Annotated in this window: 16 protein-coding genes; 9 read left to right on the top strand and 7 right to left on the bottom strand. The window is 47.6% G+C overall.

What is annotated here, in order from left to right:
- Positions 1-68: 68 nt before the first annotated feature.
- The 8 genes from cysD (at position 69) to ACV7NC_RS09485 (ending at position 10,008) form a co-directional block, all read left to right on the top strand.
- The gene (cysD, locus tag ACV7NC_RS09520; RefSeq protein ID WP_458152319.1) at positions 69-974 is read left to right on the top strand and encodes a sulfate adenylyltransferase subunit CysD; all 906 of its coding nucleotides are present in this window, start codon (positions 69-71) and stop codon (positions 972-974) included.
- A gap of 136 nt (positions 975-1,110) precedes the next feature.
- Positions 1,111-2,394, top strand: a complete 1,284-nt coding sequence (cysN, locus tag ACV7NC_RS09515) for a sulfate adenylyltransferase subunit CysN (RefSeq protein ID WP_458152318.1) — start codon at positions 1,111-1,113, stop codon at positions 2,392-2,394.
- Positions 2,395-2,418: 24 nt separating this feature from the next.
- Positions 2,419-2,814 carry a response regulator gene (locus ACV7NC_RS09510; protein ID WP_458152317.1) on the top strand — a complete coding sequence of 132 codons (396 nt, stop codon included), beginning with the start codon at positions 2,419-2,421 and terminating at the stop codon, positions 2,812-2,814.
- A gap of 242 nt (positions 2,815-3,056) precedes the next feature.
- Positions 3,057-6,593, top strand: coding sequence for an FAD-dependent oxidoreductase (locus ACV7NC_RS09505; RefSeq protein WP_458154898.1), 3,537 nt, complete (start codon positions 3,057-3,059; stop codon positions 6,591-6,593).
- Between the two features lie 6 nt (positions 6,594-6,599).
- Entirely contained in the window at positions 6,600-6,977 is a 378-nt protein-coding gene (locus tag ACV7NC_RS09500) for an Hpt domain-containing protein (protein ID WP_458152316.1), read from the top strand.
- 160 nt (positions 6,978-7,137) lie between these two features.
- Entirely contained in the window at positions 7,138-8,259 is a 1,122-nt protein-coding gene (locus ACV7NC_RS09495) for a Re/Si-specific NAD(P)(+) transhydrogenase subunit alpha (RefSeq protein ID WP_458152315.1), read from the top strand.
- Positions 8,260-8,319: 60 nt separating this feature from the next.
- The gene (locus ACV7NC_RS09490; protein WP_307932624.1) at positions 8,320-8,628 is read left to right on the top strand and encodes an NAD(P) transhydrogenase subunit alpha part 2; all 309 of its coding nucleotides are present in this window, start codon (positions 8,320-8,322) and stop codon (positions 8,626-8,628) included.
- Positions 8,629-10,008, top strand: coding sequence for an NAD(P)(+) transhydrogenase (Re/Si-specific) subunit beta (locus ACV7NC_RS09485; RefSeq protein ID WP_458152314.1), 1,380 nt, complete (start codon positions 8,629-8,631; stop codon positions 10,006-10,008).
- 53 nt (positions 10,009-10,061) lie between these two features.
- On the opposite strand, the gene ACV7NC_RS09480 is transcribed toward ACV7NC_RS09485, so the two are convergent.
- The 7 genes from ACV7NC_RS09480 to ACV7NC_RS09450 form a co-directional block, all read right to left on the bottom strand.
- Positions 10,062-11,594, bottom strand: coding sequence for a sensor domain-containing phosphodiesterase (locus ACV7NC_RS09480; protein WP_458152313.1), 1,533 nt, complete (start codon positions 11,592-11,594; stop codon positions 10,062-10,064).
- Between the two features lie 92 nt (positions 11,595-11,686).
- Positions 11,687-12,502, bottom strand: a complete 816-nt coding sequence (locus ACV7NC_RS09475) for a phosphoglycerate mutase (RefSeq protein WP_458152312.1) — start codon at positions 12,500-12,502, stop codon at positions 11,687-11,689.
- Positions 12,503-12,821: 319 nt separating this feature from the next.
- Positions 12,822-14,531 (bottom strand): ABC transporter ATP-binding protein, encoded by a 1,710-nt coding sequence (locus tag ACV7NC_RS09470; protein WP_458152311.1) that lies wholly within the window; start codon positions 14,529-14,531, stop codon positions 12,822-12,824.
- A gap of 45 nt (positions 14,532-14,576) precedes the next feature.
- Positions 14,577-15,266 carry a lipoprotein-releasing ABC transporter ATP-binding protein LolD gene (gene lolD, locus ACV7NC_RS09465; RefSeq protein ID WP_458152310.1) on the bottom strand — a complete coding sequence of 230 codons (690 nt, stop codon included), beginning with the start codon at positions 15,264-15,266 and terminating at the stop codon, positions 14,577-14,579.
- Entirely contained in the window at positions 15,259-16,506 is a 1,248-nt protein-coding gene (locus ACV7NC_RS09460) for a lipoprotein-releasing ABC transporter permease subunit (protein WP_458152309.1), read from the bottom strand. Before ACV7NC_RS09460 ends, lolD begins: the two co-directional genes overlap by 8 nt.
- A 94-nt stretch (positions 16,507-16,600) precedes the next feature.
- Positions 16,601-17,320, bottom strand: coding sequence for a Crp/Fnr family transcriptional regulator (locus ACV7NC_RS09455; RefSeq protein WP_458152308.1), 720 nt, complete (start codon positions 17,318-17,320; stop codon positions 16,601-16,603).
- Between the two features lie 150 nt (positions 17,321-17,470).
- Entirely contained in the window at positions 17,471-17,980 is a 510-nt protein-coding gene (locus ACV7NC_RS09450; RefSeq protein WP_458152307.1) for a septal ring lytic transglycosylase RlpA family protein, read from the bottom strand.
- 183 nt (positions 17,981-18,163) lie between these two features.
- Here ACV7NC_RS09450 and speB point away from each other — a divergent pair, with 183 nt between their 5' ends.
- Entirely contained in the window at positions 18,164-19,141 is a 978-nt protein-coding gene (gene speB, locus ACV7NC_RS09445) for an agmatinase (RefSeq protein ID WP_458152306.1), read from the top strand.
- The last annotated feature ends 27 nt before the right edge of the window (positions 19,142-19,168 follow it).

The raw sequence follows: 19,168 nt of genomic DNA, 5'->3' as shown, positions 1-19,168 counted from the left end.
ATTGTGGTAAATCTTTACTGCAATCTGATCAGAAATGATCCTTTTTTATCAGTTGAGAGAAAAAAATAATGAGTCATCACACATTTACCCATCTTGACGCATTGGAAAGCGAAGCGATTCATATCATGCGTGAAGTGGCGGCAGAGTGTGCCAATCCGGTGCTGCTGTTTTCCGGCGGCAAGGATTCCATCGTGATGTTAAGGCTGGCTGAAAAAGCGTTCCGCCCTGGCCGCTTCCCGTTTCCGCTCATGCATATCGATACTGAGCACAATTTTCCCGAGGTCATCGAGTTTCGCGATTACCGCGCCAAGCAATTGGGGGAACGCTTGATCGTGCGCAGTATGGAAGATTCGATCAAGAAAGGCCGGGTGGTGTTGCGTTCAGAGACACAGAGCCGGAATGCTTTCCAATCGGTCACGCTGTTGGATGCTATCGCCGAATTCAAATTCGATGCATGTATCGGCGGTGCGCGCCGGGATGAAGAAAAAGCGCGGGCGAAAGAACGGATTTTTTCTTTCCGGGATGAATTTGGGCAATGGGATCCGAAAAATCAGCGCCCGGAATTATGGGATATTTATAATACCCGCACGCATCCAGGTGAAAATATCCGGGTTTTTCCAATCAGTAACTGGACGGAATTGGACGTTTGGGAATATATTGCGCGCGAAAAACTGGAAGTCCCGAGTATTTATTTTGCGCATAAACGCGATGTTATCCGGCGCGATGCCGGGATACTCCCCGTATCCCATTTGGTGCAGCCGCAAGCAGGCGAGCAAACGGAAAAAATCATGGTGCGGTTCCGCACCGTGGGAGATATGAGCTGTACCTGTCCGGTGGAATCGGAAGCAGCTACCGTAGACGAGATTATCGCTGAAACCGCAATGACCCGGATTACTGAGCGCGGTGCTACGCGTATGGACGATCAAACATCGGAAGCATCGATGGAATTACGCAAAAAAGAAGGATATTTCTAGCATTGTTGCAGTGACGGAAACCGATGACCGGGCTCGTGCCGCTTTCAGCCAATTACTTCCATTTTCATGCTTAACAAATCAAACGGTTTGTTTGAAATTTAATATTACGCGCTACGATTTTCCGAAGGATATCTAAATGTCGATCATTGAAAAAATATCGCTTGATCAAACAGAATTACTACGCTTTATCACGGCTGGCAGTGTTGATGATGGCAAAAGCACCCTGATCGGCCGTCTGCTGCACGACTCGAAATCTATTTTCGAAGATCAATTGACATCCATTGCCAATACCACGCGTAAACGCGGTTTGCAGGGCGTTGATTTGTCGCTGTTGACCGATGGTCTGCAAGCCGAACGCGAGCAAGGAATTACGATTGATGTGGCTTATCGCTATTTCGCGACACCGAAACGTAAATTTATTATTGCGGATACGCCAGGCCATGAGCAATACACACGTAACATGGTCACGGGAGCATCCACCGCTAATCTGGCAATCATTCTGATTGACGCGCGTAAGGGAGTGCTGACGCAATCCCGCCGTCACGCTTACCTGGCCAATCTGGTCGGCATTCCGCATTTGGTGGTTGCCGTCAACAAAATGGATTTGGTCGATTATTCGCAAGCGGTTTTTGAAAAAATTCGCGAGGATTTCTCAGCTTTTGCGGTTAACCTTAATTTGCGGAATATTACTTACATTCCGATGTCGGCTCTCAACGGCGATATGGTGGTTGAGCGCGGCGATCATCTCGATTGGTATCAAGGCACGACGCTCATGGATTTGCTCGAAACCGTGTCGATCGAGGATGACATCAATCGCGACGATTTCCGTTTTCCGGTTCAGTGGGTATGCCGGCCGCAAACCAAGGAGTTGCATGACTTTCGCGGTTACATGGGGCGCATCGAATCGGGTTCGATCCGAGCCGGTGATTCCATCACCGTCTTACCTTCGGGCTTGACATCCCGCATCAAAGAGATTCTCAACTATGAAGGTCCCGTCGATGAAGCATTTGCTCCTCAGTCAATTACGTTGACAATCGAAGATCATTTGGATATTTCACGCGGTGATTTATTAGTCAAAACCGGTGATACGCCTCTGGTTAACAAAGAGTTCAATGCCATGCTCTGCTGGCTATCCGAGCAGCCGCTGGATACCGCTCGCAAGTACCTGATCAAGCAGACGACGCGTATTGTAAAGGCGGTAATCACTCGAATTGATTATCGTGTCGATGTCAACACCATGGATCGAGAGACGGTCAGCTCACTGAAAATGAACGACATCGCGCATGTCGGGATAAAAGTGCAACTTCCGCTTGTTTGCGATGATTATGCGCGAAACCACGCAACGGGAAGCTTTATTATTATCGATGAAAGCAGCAATAATACGGTTGCAGCCGGTATGATTTCAGTTTCTGGCGATTGAGATCCCAGTGATTGACTGAGAATTATGCATCAGCGGTTAAAAGGCTTTAATATCCTGGTAGTCGAAGATAATGAGCTGAATCAGCAGGTTGCAAAATGGCTTCTGGAATATCACGAAGCGACGGTTGCAATTGCGAATCATGGTAAGGAAGCGTTGGATATTCTGGAAAAAGAAGTTTTTGATTGCATCTTGATGGATATTCAAATGCCGGTTCTGGATGGTCTGGAAGCGACTCGCATGATTCGCGCTAATCCGCAATGGTCCGAGCTAATTATTATCGCAATGACAGCGAATGCCGATGAGCATCACAAGCAATTATGCCATGTTGCGGGAATGAATGATTTTTTAGCAAAGCCAATCGACCCCGATCTGCTGGTTGAAGTTCTTTTGAAATGGCTGAAACCGGGAAGCGCCGATTAACGGAACTGCGTGTTTCAATTGCGCTGCGATTTCTCGTACGATGCGGCAGGTAATTGCCAGTGTTTCCTTTGGGAAGGTTTAAAGGTTAAATTATTGATAATAACAATGAGAACAAATGGTAATAGCGATATTGAATGAAAAATCAGGGATGGTACAAGGCATTTGTTTGCAATGCCTATGATCGATTGATTTTTCAGGTGAGGATAGAATAATAACGATTAAAAATTGGATTAATGACAAACATGGATGCAACGTTGCACACACAACAGGGAAAAACCGCTTCTTCGAACTTTAGCTTTGGTTTTGCAATTTCCGATTTGTACCAGCGCAATGGCTTGGCAAAATTGGATCAAATTTTTCTGGATTTTTTGCGTACCGGTGATGACGCGCTGTACAAGCGGCTTGAGTCTGCGCGCAAGAGTCCCGATGAATTATTGCCAAAAGACGAGTCGGCTTTATTGATCGATATTGCCCCTTGGCTGGAAGATTTTATTGCCCGGCTGTTCAATATCGAAAATGACGTGCAGCAACTGGCCGCAAAACATCATGAGCTTGCCCCGCTCTATTTTTGTAAGCGTCAGTTTGTTCAGCGCCGCGCCAAAGGAAAAGTCAGTGATGAAGAATTGGCGGGCATTGATGGCATCGCTTTGGAAAAAGAGCTGGCGGCGGAATTTGGCGAATCCTTTTCGGAGCTGGCTTTTGCGACCAAAGTCGCGCAATGGATGGATGCGGAAGCTGACAATGAATCGCGTTTGAATAAGGCATTGCACTATGCCGCTTGGGCATTGAGAACACCTGAAGGGCAGCAACATACACGGCAAGGTATTTTATTCAAATCACCCGCGAAGCTGGATTTCAAGCATTTACTGTCTCTGGAGACAGATGATTCCGCAGGCTATCCGGTGCATCGTTTAAGCCATGTGCGCGAACGTAATGGCTTTGCTCTGACCGATGCCGGAACGGATTTAATGGGCGCGTTGGATGAAGCGAATTATTGCATCTGGTGTCATGAACAAGGCAAGGATTCCTGCTCGAAAGGCTTCAAACAAAAACCCAAATCGCCGGATGAACCCGTTACTTTTAAACGCAGCGAACTGGGCGCTTTACTTGCCGGTTGTCCCCTGGAAGAACGCATTTCCGAGTTTCATAAACTGAAGACGCAAGGTGTGGCGATTGGCAGTTTGGCGATGATTGTGCTGGACAATCCGATGTGTGCAGGCACCGGCCATCGAATCTGTAACGATTGCATGAAATCCTGCATTTATCAGAAGCAGGAACCCGTGGATATTCCGCAAGCTGAAACACGAACGCTAAAAGATGTGCTGGCGTTGCCGTGGGGTTTTGAAATTTATAGCTTGCTAACCCGATGGAATCCTTTGAATTTGCGCCGGCCCGTACCGAAGCCTGCCTCCGGTCGTAAAGTACTGGTGGTGGGCATGGGACCGGCCGGATATACGCTGGCACATCATTTGATGAACGAGGGGCATACCGTGGTTGGAATTGACGGCCTTAAAATTGAGCCGTTGCCGGCGGATATCTCAGGCGTGGATCAATTAGGCCAAAGGGTGCCGTTCAAGGCAATTCAACAGGCCAGCATACTTGAAGAAAATCTGGATCAGCGCATAGCGGGCGGTTTTGGCGGTGTGGCTGAATATGGCATCACGGTACGCTGGAACAAGAATTTCTTGAAATTGATCCGCTTGCTGCTTGAGCGTAGAGAGGAATTCGCTTTGTTCGGCGGTGTTCGTTTTGGCGGGACTTTGACAACCGATGACGCTTTTGCCATGGGTTTCGATCACGTTGCTTTAGCGGCTGGCGCGGGAAAGCCGACCGTGCTGGATTTACCGAACGGATTGGCCCGGGGAGTCCGCGCGGCATCGGATTTTCTGATGGCTTTGCAGTTAACGGGCGCCGCGCAGAGCGATTCGATTGCGAACATGCAGTTGCGCTTGCCGGTTGTCGTGATTGGCGGGGGCTTAACGGCAATTGATACCGCGACTGAAGCATTGGCTTATTACCCGGTGCAGGTTGAAAAATTCTTGCAGCGCTATGAAATTTTGTCGGCGGCGCAAGGCGAAGCGGCAATTCGTGAGCTATGGGATGAGGAAGAAAAAGAAATCGCCGATGAGTTCCTGGCGCATGCGCGCGCGATCCGTGCAGAGCGGCAGGCGGCCGAACAGGAACAGCGCCCGGCGCGAATTGTTCAATTATTGCAGTCATGGGGTGGTGCAACCCTGGCTTACCGCAAACGCATGATTGACAGCCCGTCTTATACGCTGAATCACGAAGAAGTGGAAAAAGCATTGGAGGAAGGTATCTGGTTTGCTGAAGGTATGACGCCTGTGCGGGTGGATGTCGATGTCTGGGGTCATGCGCAATCGGTGCAGTTTGCCGTGCAGAAATGCGACGACAGCGGGCAATGGCATGACGCCGGCAAAGTGCAACTACCGGTACGGGCATTGCTGGTAGCCGCGGGTACGCAACCTAACACGGTGCTGGCGAGGGAAGATGAAAAATTATTCAAACTGGATGGCCGCTATTTTGCAGCGTGCGACGAAGATGGCAATCCGGCGCAACCGGCTTACGGCAATCCCAAACCGGAGGTGCCGATTGTATTGATGAGCCGGTACAGGGATAGTCAGGATGGTCGTTTTATTAGTTTCTTCGGTGATTTGCATCCTTCGTATTCGGGAAATGTCGTGAAGGCGATGTCGAGTGCGAAACAGGGTTATCCGGTCGTCAATCGCGTGCTGGAGCGTATCAAACCGGCATCCGGCCAATCGGCGGAACAGTTCTTTGCACAACTGAATAACCGGTTGCGTGCAACGATCCACAAAGTGGAGAGGCTGACTCCGAATATTATTGAAGTGGTGGTTCATGCGCCAATGGCAGCAGAACATTTTCAGCCAGGGCAATTCTATCGTTTCCAGAATTTTTCAACATTAGCGCCGGTCGCCAAAGATACCCGATTGGCGATGGAGGGGCTCGCTTTAACCGGTGCTTCGGTAGATGTTGCGCGTGGCCTGGTTTCACTCATTGTATTGGAAATGGGAGGATCATCCAATCTCTGCGCATTGGTAAAACCGGGTGAGCCGGTTGTGCTCATGGGACCTACCGGTACACCGACGGAAATTCCGGAGAATGGAACTGTGGTCTTGGTTGGCGGTGGACTTGGCAATGCGGTGCTTTTTTCTATCGGCGCCGCGGCACGTGCAGCCGGGTCGAGAGTATTGTACTTCGCGGGTTATAAAAAATTGATCGATCGTTATAAAGTCGCTGAAATTGAAGCGGCGGCGGATATCGTAGTCTGGTGCTGCGATGAATCGCCCGGTTTCACCGTTACCCGTCCACAGGATAAAAGCTATGTAGGCAATATTGTGCAAGCCATGGAAGCTTACGCCAGCGGAAAATTAGGTGAACAACCAGTGGCATTGTCGGATGCCGATCATATCATCGCAATTGGTTCGGATCGCATGATGGCCGCTGTCGGAGTTGCCCGCCATCATCAGTTAAAACCGTATTTGAAAGCGGATCATTTTGCGATCGGCTCAATCAATTCGCCGATGCAATGCATGATGAAAGAGGTCTGCGCGCAATGTTTGCAGCCGCATCAGGATCCAGATACCGGAAAAATTACTTACGTCTTTTCGTGTTTCAATCAAGATCAACCATTGGATCAAGTTGATTTTCCAGGATTGGCAACACGTTTGCGTCAGAATACGGTACAGGAAAAATTGACAAGCCGTTGGATCGACCGTTGCTTAAAAACTGGAGTGTGAATTCAAGTGACAGGTAATAAAGAAGCAATGCCGGATGATGTTTCACCCGTTGATATCGCGGTAATGCGCCAGATGTTTCATAACAATGCCACGCTGGTTTCGAAATTTGCACTTAAATTCATTGAAGTGGCCAATAGCACTTTAATAGAGATGCGGTTGGCGCAGGCCGAAAAAGATTTATCCGCCCTTGGACGTTTGGGGCATAAGCTCAAATCATCGGCTAGAACCATCGGTGCATCGGGTTTTGCAGAACTTTGTGAGGCGCTCGAAAAAGCAGGTTTGAATAATAACTGGGATGAAGCAGAGTTGTTGTTGACTAAAATTCCACCTGCATTAGACCGGATTACTCAGCAATTCCGGAATGAGTTCGGTGAAGTTTCTTAAAAAAGTTGAAAACAGTCAAAAAATCAAGCCATACCAAAGTTTTTTCCAGATCCAATTAATGCATTGCGCATAAATTGATTTATAATCCGCAATTCATTAAAAAATGAACACAATAGAGTTATTTTTTGCGAGCAGGTTGGAAAGAATAGGGAGATAATCAATGCAAATAGGCATACCAGCAGAGATTCGCGGTGGTGAAACGCGCGTAGCGGCGACACCGGAGACCGTGAAAAAATATACTGCCAAGGGTGTTCATAAGGTATCGGTACAGTCAGGCGCTGGCGCGGGTGCCAGCATACCGGACTCGGCATATCAAGAAGCAGGTGCGACAATAGTAACCGATGTTGCTGAATTATATGCGCAATCGCAAATTGTCCTTAAAGTGAGAGGTCCGGAGGCTGCGGAATTAGCGATGATGCGTAAAGATGCGGTTTTGATCGGTTTGTTAGCACCTCATCAGAAAGAGGGTGTAGAGGCTTTAGTTCAGCATGGGTTAACGGCGTTTGCGATGGAGAAATTGCCACGTATTTCCCGCGCGCAGAGTATGGATGTGTTGTCATCGCAAGCGAATATTGCAGGTTATAAAGCTGTCATCATGGCGGCAAACGTATACCAAAAATTCTTTCCGATGCTGATGACTGCGGCAGGAACCGTGAAAGCTGCACGGGTTTTGGTTTTAGGGGCGGGTGTTGCCGGCTTGCAAGCGATCGCAACAGCGAAAAGGCTGGGTGCCGTGGTCGAGGCTTTCGATGTCAGACCTGCAGTGAAAGAACAGGTCGAAAGTTTGGGCGCTAAGTTTGTAGAAGTGCCGCTCAGCGATGAGGAAAAAGCAAAAGCCGAAACTGCTGGCGGGTATGCAACAGAAATGTCCGAGGATTACAAACGCCGTCAGGGCGAGCTGGTTCATGAACGAGCAGCTGCGGCAGACGTTATCATCACAACTGCTTTGATTCCGGGCCGTCCAGCTCCGGTTTTGCTTAAAGAAGAAACTGTGAGAGTCATGAAACCAGGGTCGGTGATTGTCGATATGGCGGTTGAAGCGGGCGGCAATTGTCCATTGTCTGAATTAAACCAGACGGTTGTTAAGCATGGTGTGCATTTGATCGGCATTGCGAATCTTCCCGGACTGGTGGCAGCGGATGCGAGTTCATTGTACGCACGAAATCTGATGAACTTTCTTAACTTGATGCTTGATCCAGAAAATGGCGCTCTCAAAATCGATCGAGAGGATGAAATTATCGCCGGGACATTGCTTTGTTCGGATGGAGCAGTTGCTGGTTAATTTATTAATTTCATTTGTTTCATTGCGATCGATCAGTAAACGAATTATTAAGGAGTCAATATGATTGGTGACGTTGATCCAGTTATTATCAATCTAACGGTTTTTGTGCTGGCAGTTTTTGTTGGCTATCATGTGGTTTGGAACGTTACGCCAGCATTGCACACCCCATTAATGTCCGTGACCAACGCGATTTCAGGGATTATTCTTGTCGGTGCGATGTTGGCGGCGGGACCGGCGGAAACCGACTGGGGCGTTTGGTTAGGCGCTGCGGCAGTAACGCTCGCTGCGATTAATGTATTTGGTGGATTTCTGGTGAGTCAACGAATGCTGGAAATGTTCAAGAAAAAAGATAAAAAAGGAAGCGCATAAATGTCAGCAAATATGGTAGCACTTGCATATTTAGTAGCTTCAGTGTTTTTTATACTGGCACTAAAAGGTTTAAGCTCGCCTGAATCCGCCCGTCGTGGAAACTTGTTCGGTATCGTTGGTATGGCGATAGCGGTTGCCACAACCTTAACGCTTACCCAGAATTGGTTATTGATCCTCGCTTGTATCTCAGTCGGCGGCATTATCGGCGCAATTGTCGCGCAGCGTGTGCAAATGACTGCAATGCCCGAACTCGTCGCATTTATGCATTCACTGGTGGGCTTGGCGGCAGTTTTCATTGCGATTGCGGCGGTCAATAATCCGGTTTCGTTCGGCTTGCCGGAGGTACTGCCTGCCGGAAGCAAGCTGGAGTTATTTCTGGGTACGTTTATCGGTGCCATGACCTGGTCCGGTTCTGTGATTGCGTTTCTGAAACTTTCCGGGCGGATGAGTGGCACACCGATTGTATTTGGTGGACAGCACGCACTCAATTTGATTTTAGCGCTTGTGATGATCGGATTCGGTTTGTGGTTTTTCTTTAGCGATACCACCAACTGGACAGCTTTCATAGCGATGACAGCCATCGCATTTGTATTGGGGTTCCTGATTATCATCCCGATCGGCGGCGCCGACATGCCGGTAGTCATTTCAATGTTGAATTCTTATTCCGGCTGGGCTGCGGCAGGTATCGGTTTCTCCTTGGGCAATCCCATGCTGATCATTGCCGGATCGCTTGTGGGCAGCTCCGGTGCGATTCTTTCTTACATCATGTGTAAAGCGATGAATCGACCATTCCTGTCGGTGATTTTAGGCGGCTTTGGTAGTGATGGCGGTACGGCAGCCGCTGATAGTGGCGTTCAGAAAACCTATCGCAGCGGTAGCGCAGATGACGCAGCATTCTTGATGGGAAATGCGGATAGTGTGATCATCGTTCCAGGGTATGGTTTGGCAGTAGCTCGTGCGCAACATGCTGTTAAGGAGCTGGCTGAGAAATTACATGCAAAAGGCGTTAATGTTCGTTTTGCGATACATCCGGTTGCAGGCCGTATGCCTGGTCACATGAACGTGCTGCTTGCTGAAGCTGAAATCCCGTATGAGCAAGTTCAGGAAATGGAAGAGATCAACAGCGATTTTTCTAATACGGATGTCGTGCTGGTCTTAGGTGCAAACGATGTAGTTAATCCTGCTGCAAACGTGCCTGGAAGCCCTATCTATGGTATGCCCATTTTGGATGCGCATAAAGCTCGCACAGTCATGGTTGTTAAAAGAAGTATGGCTGTTGGATATGCCGGTTTGGATAATGATCTGTTTTATATGGATAAGACAATGATGATTTTTGGTGACGCGAAGAAAGTTGTAGAAAATATGGTCAAGGCCTTGTAAGAAAGCATTCTTTAATTGCGTCTCAGCAAAGGGTGATTATCCGATCAGGATCATCACCCTTTTTGATTTTCTTGATCAAGTTCCGTGAATGGGTGCGGTTTACCAATACCGAATCCTTGCCCATAATCAACGCCTATATCCCGAAGCTTTGCAATAATCTCGTCGGTTTCGACCAGTTCGGCGATTGTTTTGATGTTGTTTTGGTGAGCAAAGCTATTAATCGCTTGTACTTTGGCTAGATCTTCTTCATCGCGCAAAATATTGCAGATTAAGCTGCCATCAATTTTTAAACAATCAACCGTGAATTTACTCAGTAACCCGGATATTTCTGAATCATCGCTGACGCTGCATAGCGATACGAGACAGCCAATATTTCGGACTTTCTGAGTAAAATTAACGGTATTGTTTACATCGGATTCAACATCAGAAGCTTCGATTTCAAAGCAGATATTGGCAGCTGAAGTTTTTGTTTTATTAATCTGGTCTTGAATAAACAAGGGAAAAGTATGATCGCTCAAGGTATCTTTTGCCACATTGATATAAAAAACCCGATCGGAATTAGGATGAGCCGCGAGCCATTGGAGGATGTGATTCATTATCCAGCGATCCAATTTCGGCATCATTTTAAATTGATCGACCAAAGGCAAGAATGAGCCGGCTGGCATCAGATTACTCTCTTCTTCGTGCATGCGTATTAAAATTTCATAATGTGACGATGCGGTAGACGAATTTATCGAGGCTATTGGTTGACAGTAAAGATTAAATTCTCCACCTTCAATCGCTTGAGCTATCCGTGCTGCTGAAATCCCTGAGCTTGCAGCTTGTGTATCGATTTGTTGAATACTGGCGTTGTCTTTTGTAGCACTTCCAGGAGATTCACTAGGCTTGGCTGATACGATATCATTTGAGGCTTCAGCTTTACTCTTGGGAGATATTCGGCTTTTTTCCTGGGCACGTGGCGTATGCAATGTGTAAAACCCGACCGTTTTCCCTTTATTATCGAGATGCGGGAGATATTGTTCCGTGAATATGTATGGGAATCCTTTCGTTGATTTGAGGATGCGCTCATTATGAATCGTTTTTCCTGCCAGGATCTCTTTCGAACGATTAACGATTGCAGAAGAAAATTCCTCTCCGGAGAATTCCTTTAATGGCTTGCCGTCAATTTGATCTGCTGTGAGGCCAAACCATCGACGAAAGATGCGATTGTGATAACGGCAACGAAATTCAGTATTGAAATAAGCTAACATCACCGGAATATTTTCGTCGATAAACTGTGATTTTATTTTATTTTCAGAAGCGGTTTTTTCTGCCCACAGTCGATGTTTTATTTCGTTACCAAGCCTTTCTTTACTGATTTGGAGTTGCACGGAGTAATCTGTGATATTTTTTTCTGCACGCGATATTTGAGCGATGGTAGCTAAGATTGCCAGTATCAAAAGAAGCCATAATGCAGCCGATCCATAAAATGATAAATCCAGTTCTGCTGAAAAGAATGAATTGAGTGCAAGAATTATTGCGGGTATGAGTGCGAACGAGATCGCAATATAGGGTTTTATCTTAATGACTGGATTGTTCTTTTGCACTGTAATTCCTTCTCTATAATGACTGCTTTTTTAACTGGTCAAGCAGTTGAAATTCTGATTATCAGTATCGTCAAATTATTATGTACACTAAACTAATGTTTCTGGCTGTGTGCCGTGAGTGGTTGATTGAGGTGCCAGAATTTCCACAGATCAGCCGGTCGGATAGTAAAATTCAAAGTGCCGGTTTCATTTAATGCGGTAATTGTTAGTTGACTAATTTTTCTCTCTTTCAATGCGCGGTAGATAGGTGAAAACCATTGCTGCTCAAGTGTTCTGAGTGTTTCTCGCCAATCGTAACCATTTCGATATCTTGCTTTGCTGTGTAAAGCATCCAAGACGACCAGCTGGGTGCCGGAATGTTGTATTGGTATCCACTCGAAAACATTGCCGGGAAGCTCAGAACTATTGATTTCTGCTGCCAATGCAAGCGCTTGCGGTAAATCATGGTTGCTATAAATATGTGCAAACACTGTAGTTACTGATTGCGGCATTTGTCCCGCCCCCCAAAACCAAACACTATTGATGGCCAATTCTCCTCGGGATGCTCGCGCTTGATTAACCGGGTGATCATGCAACAACATCTGAATTTCATTGAATAATTTGTGCCAGCGGATGCTGTCGCTGCCGGAAGGAAGATAGCTGTTGATATTTCTGCAAGTTACTTGATCAAGGGAAAATGTGCGCATTACTGGCAGGTTAGGCATTCGAGCGTACCAGCGATCAGGGCGCAATGGCATGACAGAAAAATCCTGATCCGCAAGATTGCGATTAATGCTATCGACTATTTCTTCGGCTTCTTGCTGCGAGATTTGGAAGGCTTGACTATCCGCTAACATAATATGATTTTGCTCGATCCTCAGGTGCACAGGATCGGCACGTAACCAGAAATCTTTATTGGATTTTGTCAATTCGGGGGCGTCCCGATGCAACATTAGAGGCGCAATTGGCCAATTGCACTGTTGCTGGGATATATTGAATTGCTTGCAAAGCCATGATTCCATATCTTCCGCTGGTTCGACGGCAAGATCACTTTTAGATAGTAGCTTCGATAAGCACGGAGCTGGCAGGTCCTGATAAATTTCAGGCTGAAATCTATCGGGCCAGAATAGATCCGGGATCAGTAAATGTAATTTCATCGTTCGGGAAATACTCTTGAATTGGTTTTTTTCATGTAACTTTGCGTTAGTGTCTATTGTTCTTACGCAAAGCTTTGGTGATTACTATTTACTATTGCAGACTGGATGGTTGCGACAATGGTTCCGCTTTGCCGTCAGACAGCATAAAGACTCGGTCGGCAGCATTGATGACTGCCGGTTGGTGAGATACTGCAATAATCGTTAAATCCTTGGCCAGATTCTGCAATGTTTCACAAATCGTTTGCTCGCTTTCGGGATCCAGTGCGCTGGTAGGCTCATCCAGAATCAGGAATGACGGTCTATGCGCTAATGCGCGAGCGATAGCGATACGTTGACGTTGTCCGCCGGAAAGCAGTCCGCCACGTTCCCCGACAACCGTCTGCAACCCTTCCGGCAAGGCATTGACAAAATCCCATGCACCGGCTTGCTGCAGCGCTCGCTCAGCATCGGCAGCCGTCAAGGCTGGTTCTCCGACGAGGATATTATTCATCACGGTATCATGCAATAAAATCGTGTCTTGCGAAACATAGCCGATCATATGGCGCCATTGCCGCAAGTTGACATCCTGTAAAGGAACATTATCAATCCGGATTTCGCCGGACTGTGGTTCGGTCAATCCGCATAGTAAGTCCAGCAATGTGCTTTTACCGGTACCCGAAGGTCCCATGACTGCTGTAAACGAATTGACCGGTATTTCGATGTTTAAGTCGTTAAATATGACTTTTTGCCCATAATTGAACTTAACATGATGCAGGGTAATACCTTGATATAACGTTGGCTGTATTACGCCAGTTGTTCTTTCCGCTGCTTTACGCGCTTCTTCGGCGGCTTTTCTCAAAGCCCAATAAGCGCTTTCTTGCGCTGCAAGCTGCTGATGGCGGCGCTGTGTTTTATTGAGTAATCCCAGTATGCGAGTCAGCAAAAAAACCATCAGCATTACTTCGGGTAAAGACAATTCCCATACTACCAAGGCAATGTATAAGCCGCTGGCTGTTAATGCAGCCAAGATCGGCTCTTGGAGAGCAGTTAGAGCGGCTCTATTCATCACTTCACGGCGCGTGGCTTTTTCCAGGTGCTGCGTCTGTTCGTGCAATATGGCATCAGCGACATTGTCTCTTGCCATGGCTTTTAACGATTTTACCGAGCCCAGCACATCGGACAGATAAGTCAGCAAATCGCGCAATAGCCGGGTTTGTTTGTTTCCGGCGCGGCGGGTTGCGCTGACCAAACGATTCAGCACGATCAATAAAAATAAGCCGATGACTAAAGATGCCAGGGTGGCTTCCCATGAAATGAATAATGCTACGACGGCGTATACCAGTACTTGAATGGCGAGTGCTAAGACATTGACACTGTGTTCGAAGCCGTTAGCTGCTCTGTAAGCCTCCGTAGCGACCGAGTTGGCAAGTGAGCCGACGGGTTGGCGTAAGTAATATTGCCAGCGGCTGGCGAGCAAAGCCTCGATCAGGTCAAGCCGCAAAGCGGTGGCGACATGCGCGACGGTATATCCGACCTGGCGGTTCGCTAACAGCAATACCAGCCCTTTAAAAAACATACCGCCGACAATAATGATTAAAATTGTATCCAGAGCCGGCTCAATTCCAATATCCTGGAGTGTTTTTTCCATAAACTTGCCAATACCGGAATCGCTGGTGTTGCCTGAGTCACCTACCGCAATCGAGATTAAAGGCAACAAAGCAGTCAGGCTCAAACCTTCTGCAATACCGGCAATCAATAGCGCCGCCAGCACAAAAATACTGCGCCGGGGAAAAACCATAATGTACGTAAAGAGTGTACGCATTTGAGGGAGTTACATAAATGAAGTCATCATTGATTGAAACGATCCTTACGACCTGGGAACATCACTTAACACACCGTCAATAAGTTGCAGAATTCGTTGCGCGCGATTGGCCAGGCGCTGATCGTGCGTCACGATGATCAGACTGGCGCTGATTTTATGATTCAATTCCAGCATCAGATCAAATACTTTTTCCGCAGTTTGCCGATCCAGATTTCCGGTTGGCTCATCGGCCAGGATACAAGACGGGTTCGTGACCAGCGCCCGGGCAACGGCAGCGCGTTGACGCTCGCCACCCGATAACTCACCGGGTGTGTGCGTAAAACGATGACCTAAACCAACCAGTTTCAGCATCTCTGCCGCGCGATCGTAGGCTTCTCCGGAGGCTAAGCGACGGATTAGCAGAGGCATCGCTACATTTTCCAATGCACTGAATTCTGGCAGCAAGTGATGAAATTGATAGATAAAACCAAGTGAGCGGTTGCGTAACTGGCAACGCGCCTCTTCATTGATTGTTGCGATATTTTGACCGAGGATGCTGATGTCTCCGCTTGTAGGCGCATCTAATCCTCCCAGTACATGCAGCAAGGTGCTCTTGCCGGAACCGGAAGCGCCTACGATTGCCAGCATCTCTCCCTTCTGCAGGTCCAGGTTGACCCCTTTGAGCACTGGTACCGACAAATCGCCTTGTGAAAATTGTTTGGTCAGATTGCGGCAAGCAATAACGGCATCACTCATAGCGGAGCGCCTCCGCCGGATTAACTTTGGAAGCCCGGTAGCTAGGGTAAATAGTTGCCAGCAGACTCAATATAAATGAAGTAACAGCAACGGTGGTAATATCCGACATCTGCGGATCCGTTGGAATCTTACTGATGTAGTAGATTTCACGAGACAGAAATTGAATATTGAATAAGCTTTCTATAAAAGCGACTACCTCACCGACGTTATACGCCAGCAGCATACCGCCGGCAACGCCGAGCACGGTACCGAAGACACCGATAAACGTGCCTTGAACGATGAATATTTTCATAATGCTGCGCGGACTGGCGCCCAGCGTTCTGAGAATCGCGATATCCGATTCCTTATCGGTGACCGCCATTACCAAGGTGGAGACAATATTGAATGCAGCAACTGCGATTATCAATGCCAGAATTAACGATAACATGCGTTTCTCAATTTGAATGGCGCGGAAATAGTTCGCGTGTTGTTTGGTCCAATCGCTGATATAACTGTCGATTGACAGCATCGCGGGTAATTCTTGCACTACTTTTGGCGCCAAAAACAAATCGGTCAATTTTAAACGCACTCCGGACACATCATCGTTATCCATGCGGTACAGTTTTTGCGCATCGAACATGTGAATCAATGCCAGACCCGAATCATATTCGAAATGACCCACTTCAAAAATTCCGACGACGGTAAATTGTTTTAATCTGGGCAGAATACCTGCCGGTGTCACTTGTCCTTGCGGCGAGATCAATACAATTTTTTCGCCGACAAATGTACCCATGGTGCGTGCCAGTTCCATGCCGATGATGATACCGAATTCTCCCGGCACCAAATCATCGAGTTTACCGCTGACCATCGTCTTGGAGAAATCAGCAACCTTATCTTCCATTGCAGGCAGGATTCCACGCACCAGAATGCCTTGTACCACTTGATTGTGCGACACCATGCCTTGAGCGCTGACGAAAGGCGCCGCAGCTTCCACCGCCGGATGCTGGATTGCTTCGTCGGCAATCTGCTGCCAATAGCGCACATTGCCTTGAAAACTGCCAATTTGAACATGCGACGCAACCCCTAAAATTCTGGCGCGAACTTCTTTCTGAAATCCATTCATCACCGACATGACAGTAATCAGCGCTGTCATTCCCAATGTGATGCCCATCAAGGAAATTAATGAAATAAACGAGATGAAGTGATTACGTTTTTTGGCGCGCGTATAGCGTAATCCAATGAACAGTTCATAGGGGGACACGAATAAAATACCCGTAATTTAATTTGACAACGAAGTTTGCCACATTTAGGCGTGCCCTCACAAATAATTAGGCGTTGTGGCGAAAAGATTCCGATTAGAAACCGCCCCGTACTTCATTGACCATTTCGATCAGTTTGGCGACATCGAGAATATGCAGATCGTGTCCCTGCCGCATAATCAACTTGTCTCGGACCAGATTATTCAGCTCTCGTGATACCGCTTCCCGGTGAGTGCTCACCAGATTCGCGATTTCAGTTTGTGTTGGCGCCGGAGAGATGATGGCGGTGTTTGACGAAGTGACGTGATCCCTTGCAAGGCGTAATAATTCCACCTGGATGCGGTTACGGACCGCCAAGGTGCTGTAGTCATAAACACGTTCGGTCAGGCGGCGCACTTGGCCCGTTAAGCGTTTAAGGATGGTTTCCGCAATTTGGCGATTAGAATATATCAAGTTCTGGAAATCGGTTGCAGACATCGATGCCAATAATACGCTGGTTCTTGCTTTGACAGTGGCCGAGCGCGGGTGACCGTCAATCGCGGTCAGCTCTCCAAACATTTCGCCAGTCGGTAAATCACACAAAATGACTTCTTGTCCCGATAGTCCGTGATACATCACGCGAATTTCACCTTGCACGATGAAAAAGGCGCTGTTGGTATGATCATGATAGCGTACGATTTCACAGCCTGCCTCGTAGCGATGCCACTGGCAGGCATTGGCAATGATTTCAATGTCTCCGGGCGCTAGATATTGAAATTCCTTGATCAGCGATAGCATCGCGGTAGCACGTTCAGGCGGTATATTTCGTGTCGTCATTGTTATTACCCACCTTTAAGAGAAACTAATGTTGTCTATTCATTCTAAACAACTCTGAGAATCGCTTAAAGAGGTAATATAATGATATATCTTTGAAAAGAATGTTTAGCGCTGAGCTAGAAGAGCTACTTCAAGTGCGATTGCCAGGGTTTATTTTTCAATTTGACTGATTTTATCGCTCAGATGTTCGACTCTTACTTTGGCGATCCCGTGCAATCCAATTTTTTTCGCCGCACCGTGCGATAAGTCGATGATCCGGCCTTTTTTGAAAGGCCCCCGATCGTTCACTATAACATCTACATAACGGCCATTGTGTAAATTGGTGACTCTGACCCGAGTCGGTAGCGGTAGTGTTTTGTGAGCGGCTGTTAAACCATGCGGCACAAAACGAGTGCCCATGGCGGTGCGATTGCCGGATTCCGAGCCATACCAGGAAGCATGGCCGATTTCCCGATAACCGGATGCAGAACGTAATGGATAATAGGTAACCCCTTTGACTTTATAGGGCCTGTTATAAGCTGCATTAAGATTCGGAGTGCGATGATCGCGTATTTCAGGGCCAGGCGTTGAGCTGCCGGGAAACATCGAAGCGCAACCGCTCACTAATCCGGCTGATAGCAACATCGTAACGATATACTTGGGGTTAATTGGAAATTGCATAACATTTAGAAACATTCATTGCTCAAACGCAATGATTATAACGTCAAGCCATCATAGAGATCCAACCACGGTTCTTTATTTGAACAGCAGCACTTGAATCTGTTGCGTGCAAAAACATATGATGGACAACTTGGGATGCAAATTAACCGAGAAATTTATGCCGCAGTTAGCAAAGGAACCCTTATGACAAGCGATGATTCAATCAAGATCAATGGCGCGATCGCGCGTGATAATCCCTATGGCATGTTACGCGAGCCGACTTTTTCGGGCGTGCTCTCTTTTATGCGGCGCAATTACAGCAAGGACCTGAGCGGAGCGGAATTAGTGATCAGCGGTATTCCGTTCGATCTGGCGGTGACTTATCGTTCCGGCACCCGGTTCGGGCCGCAAGCAATCCGTTTGGCATCTGCCGAGGTTGCTTCTCTGAAGCCATACCCTTGGGGATTTGATCCATTTGAAAATCTGGCCGTGATCGATTATGGCGATTGCTATCTCGATGTGCATCATCCGATGACGATTCACGAAACGATTGCCGATCACGCCCGGCATATTTTGTATTCCGGGGCGCGCATGCTGACTTTTGGTGGCGATCATTATGTGACTTACCCGCTGCTCAAAGCGCACGCGGAGAAATTTGGAGAGCCACTGGCTTTGATTCATTTTGACGCACATAGCGATACCTGGTCAGACGAATCGCCAAATTCATTGAATCACGGCTCGATGTTTTATAAAGCTGTCCGGGACGGTTTGATTGATCCGAGGCACTCGGTGCAAATCGGTATTCGCACTTGGAATGATGATTTTATGGGCATTCATGTTCTGGATGCGACCTGGGTACACCGCCATGGCACCGATGCGGTCATCGCCGAAGTTGAACGGATTGTGGGGAATCGTGCAGCCTATTTGACTTTTGATATCGACTGTCTCGATCCGGCTTTCGCGCCCGGCACCGGTACACCGGTTTGCGGCGGTCTCTCGACTGCGCAAGCGCTCAGTATTATCCGTGGCTTCACTGCGATTAATCTCGCCGGTATGGATGTCGTAGAAGTGTCGCCGCCTTATGATCATGGTCAAATCACTGCATTAGCCGCAGCACATATTGGTTGCGATCTCATTTGCTTGCTGGCCAAGCGCAAAGCGGACGGTTTACTGGGTTCATGATTGCATTTATTGAATAAAAGCGTTCGC

Source organism: Nitrosomonas limosa, assembly GCF_054188085.1.
Note: the sequence above shows the minus strand (reverse complement) of the source record. Positions and strands in the feature narration are given on the sequence as shown.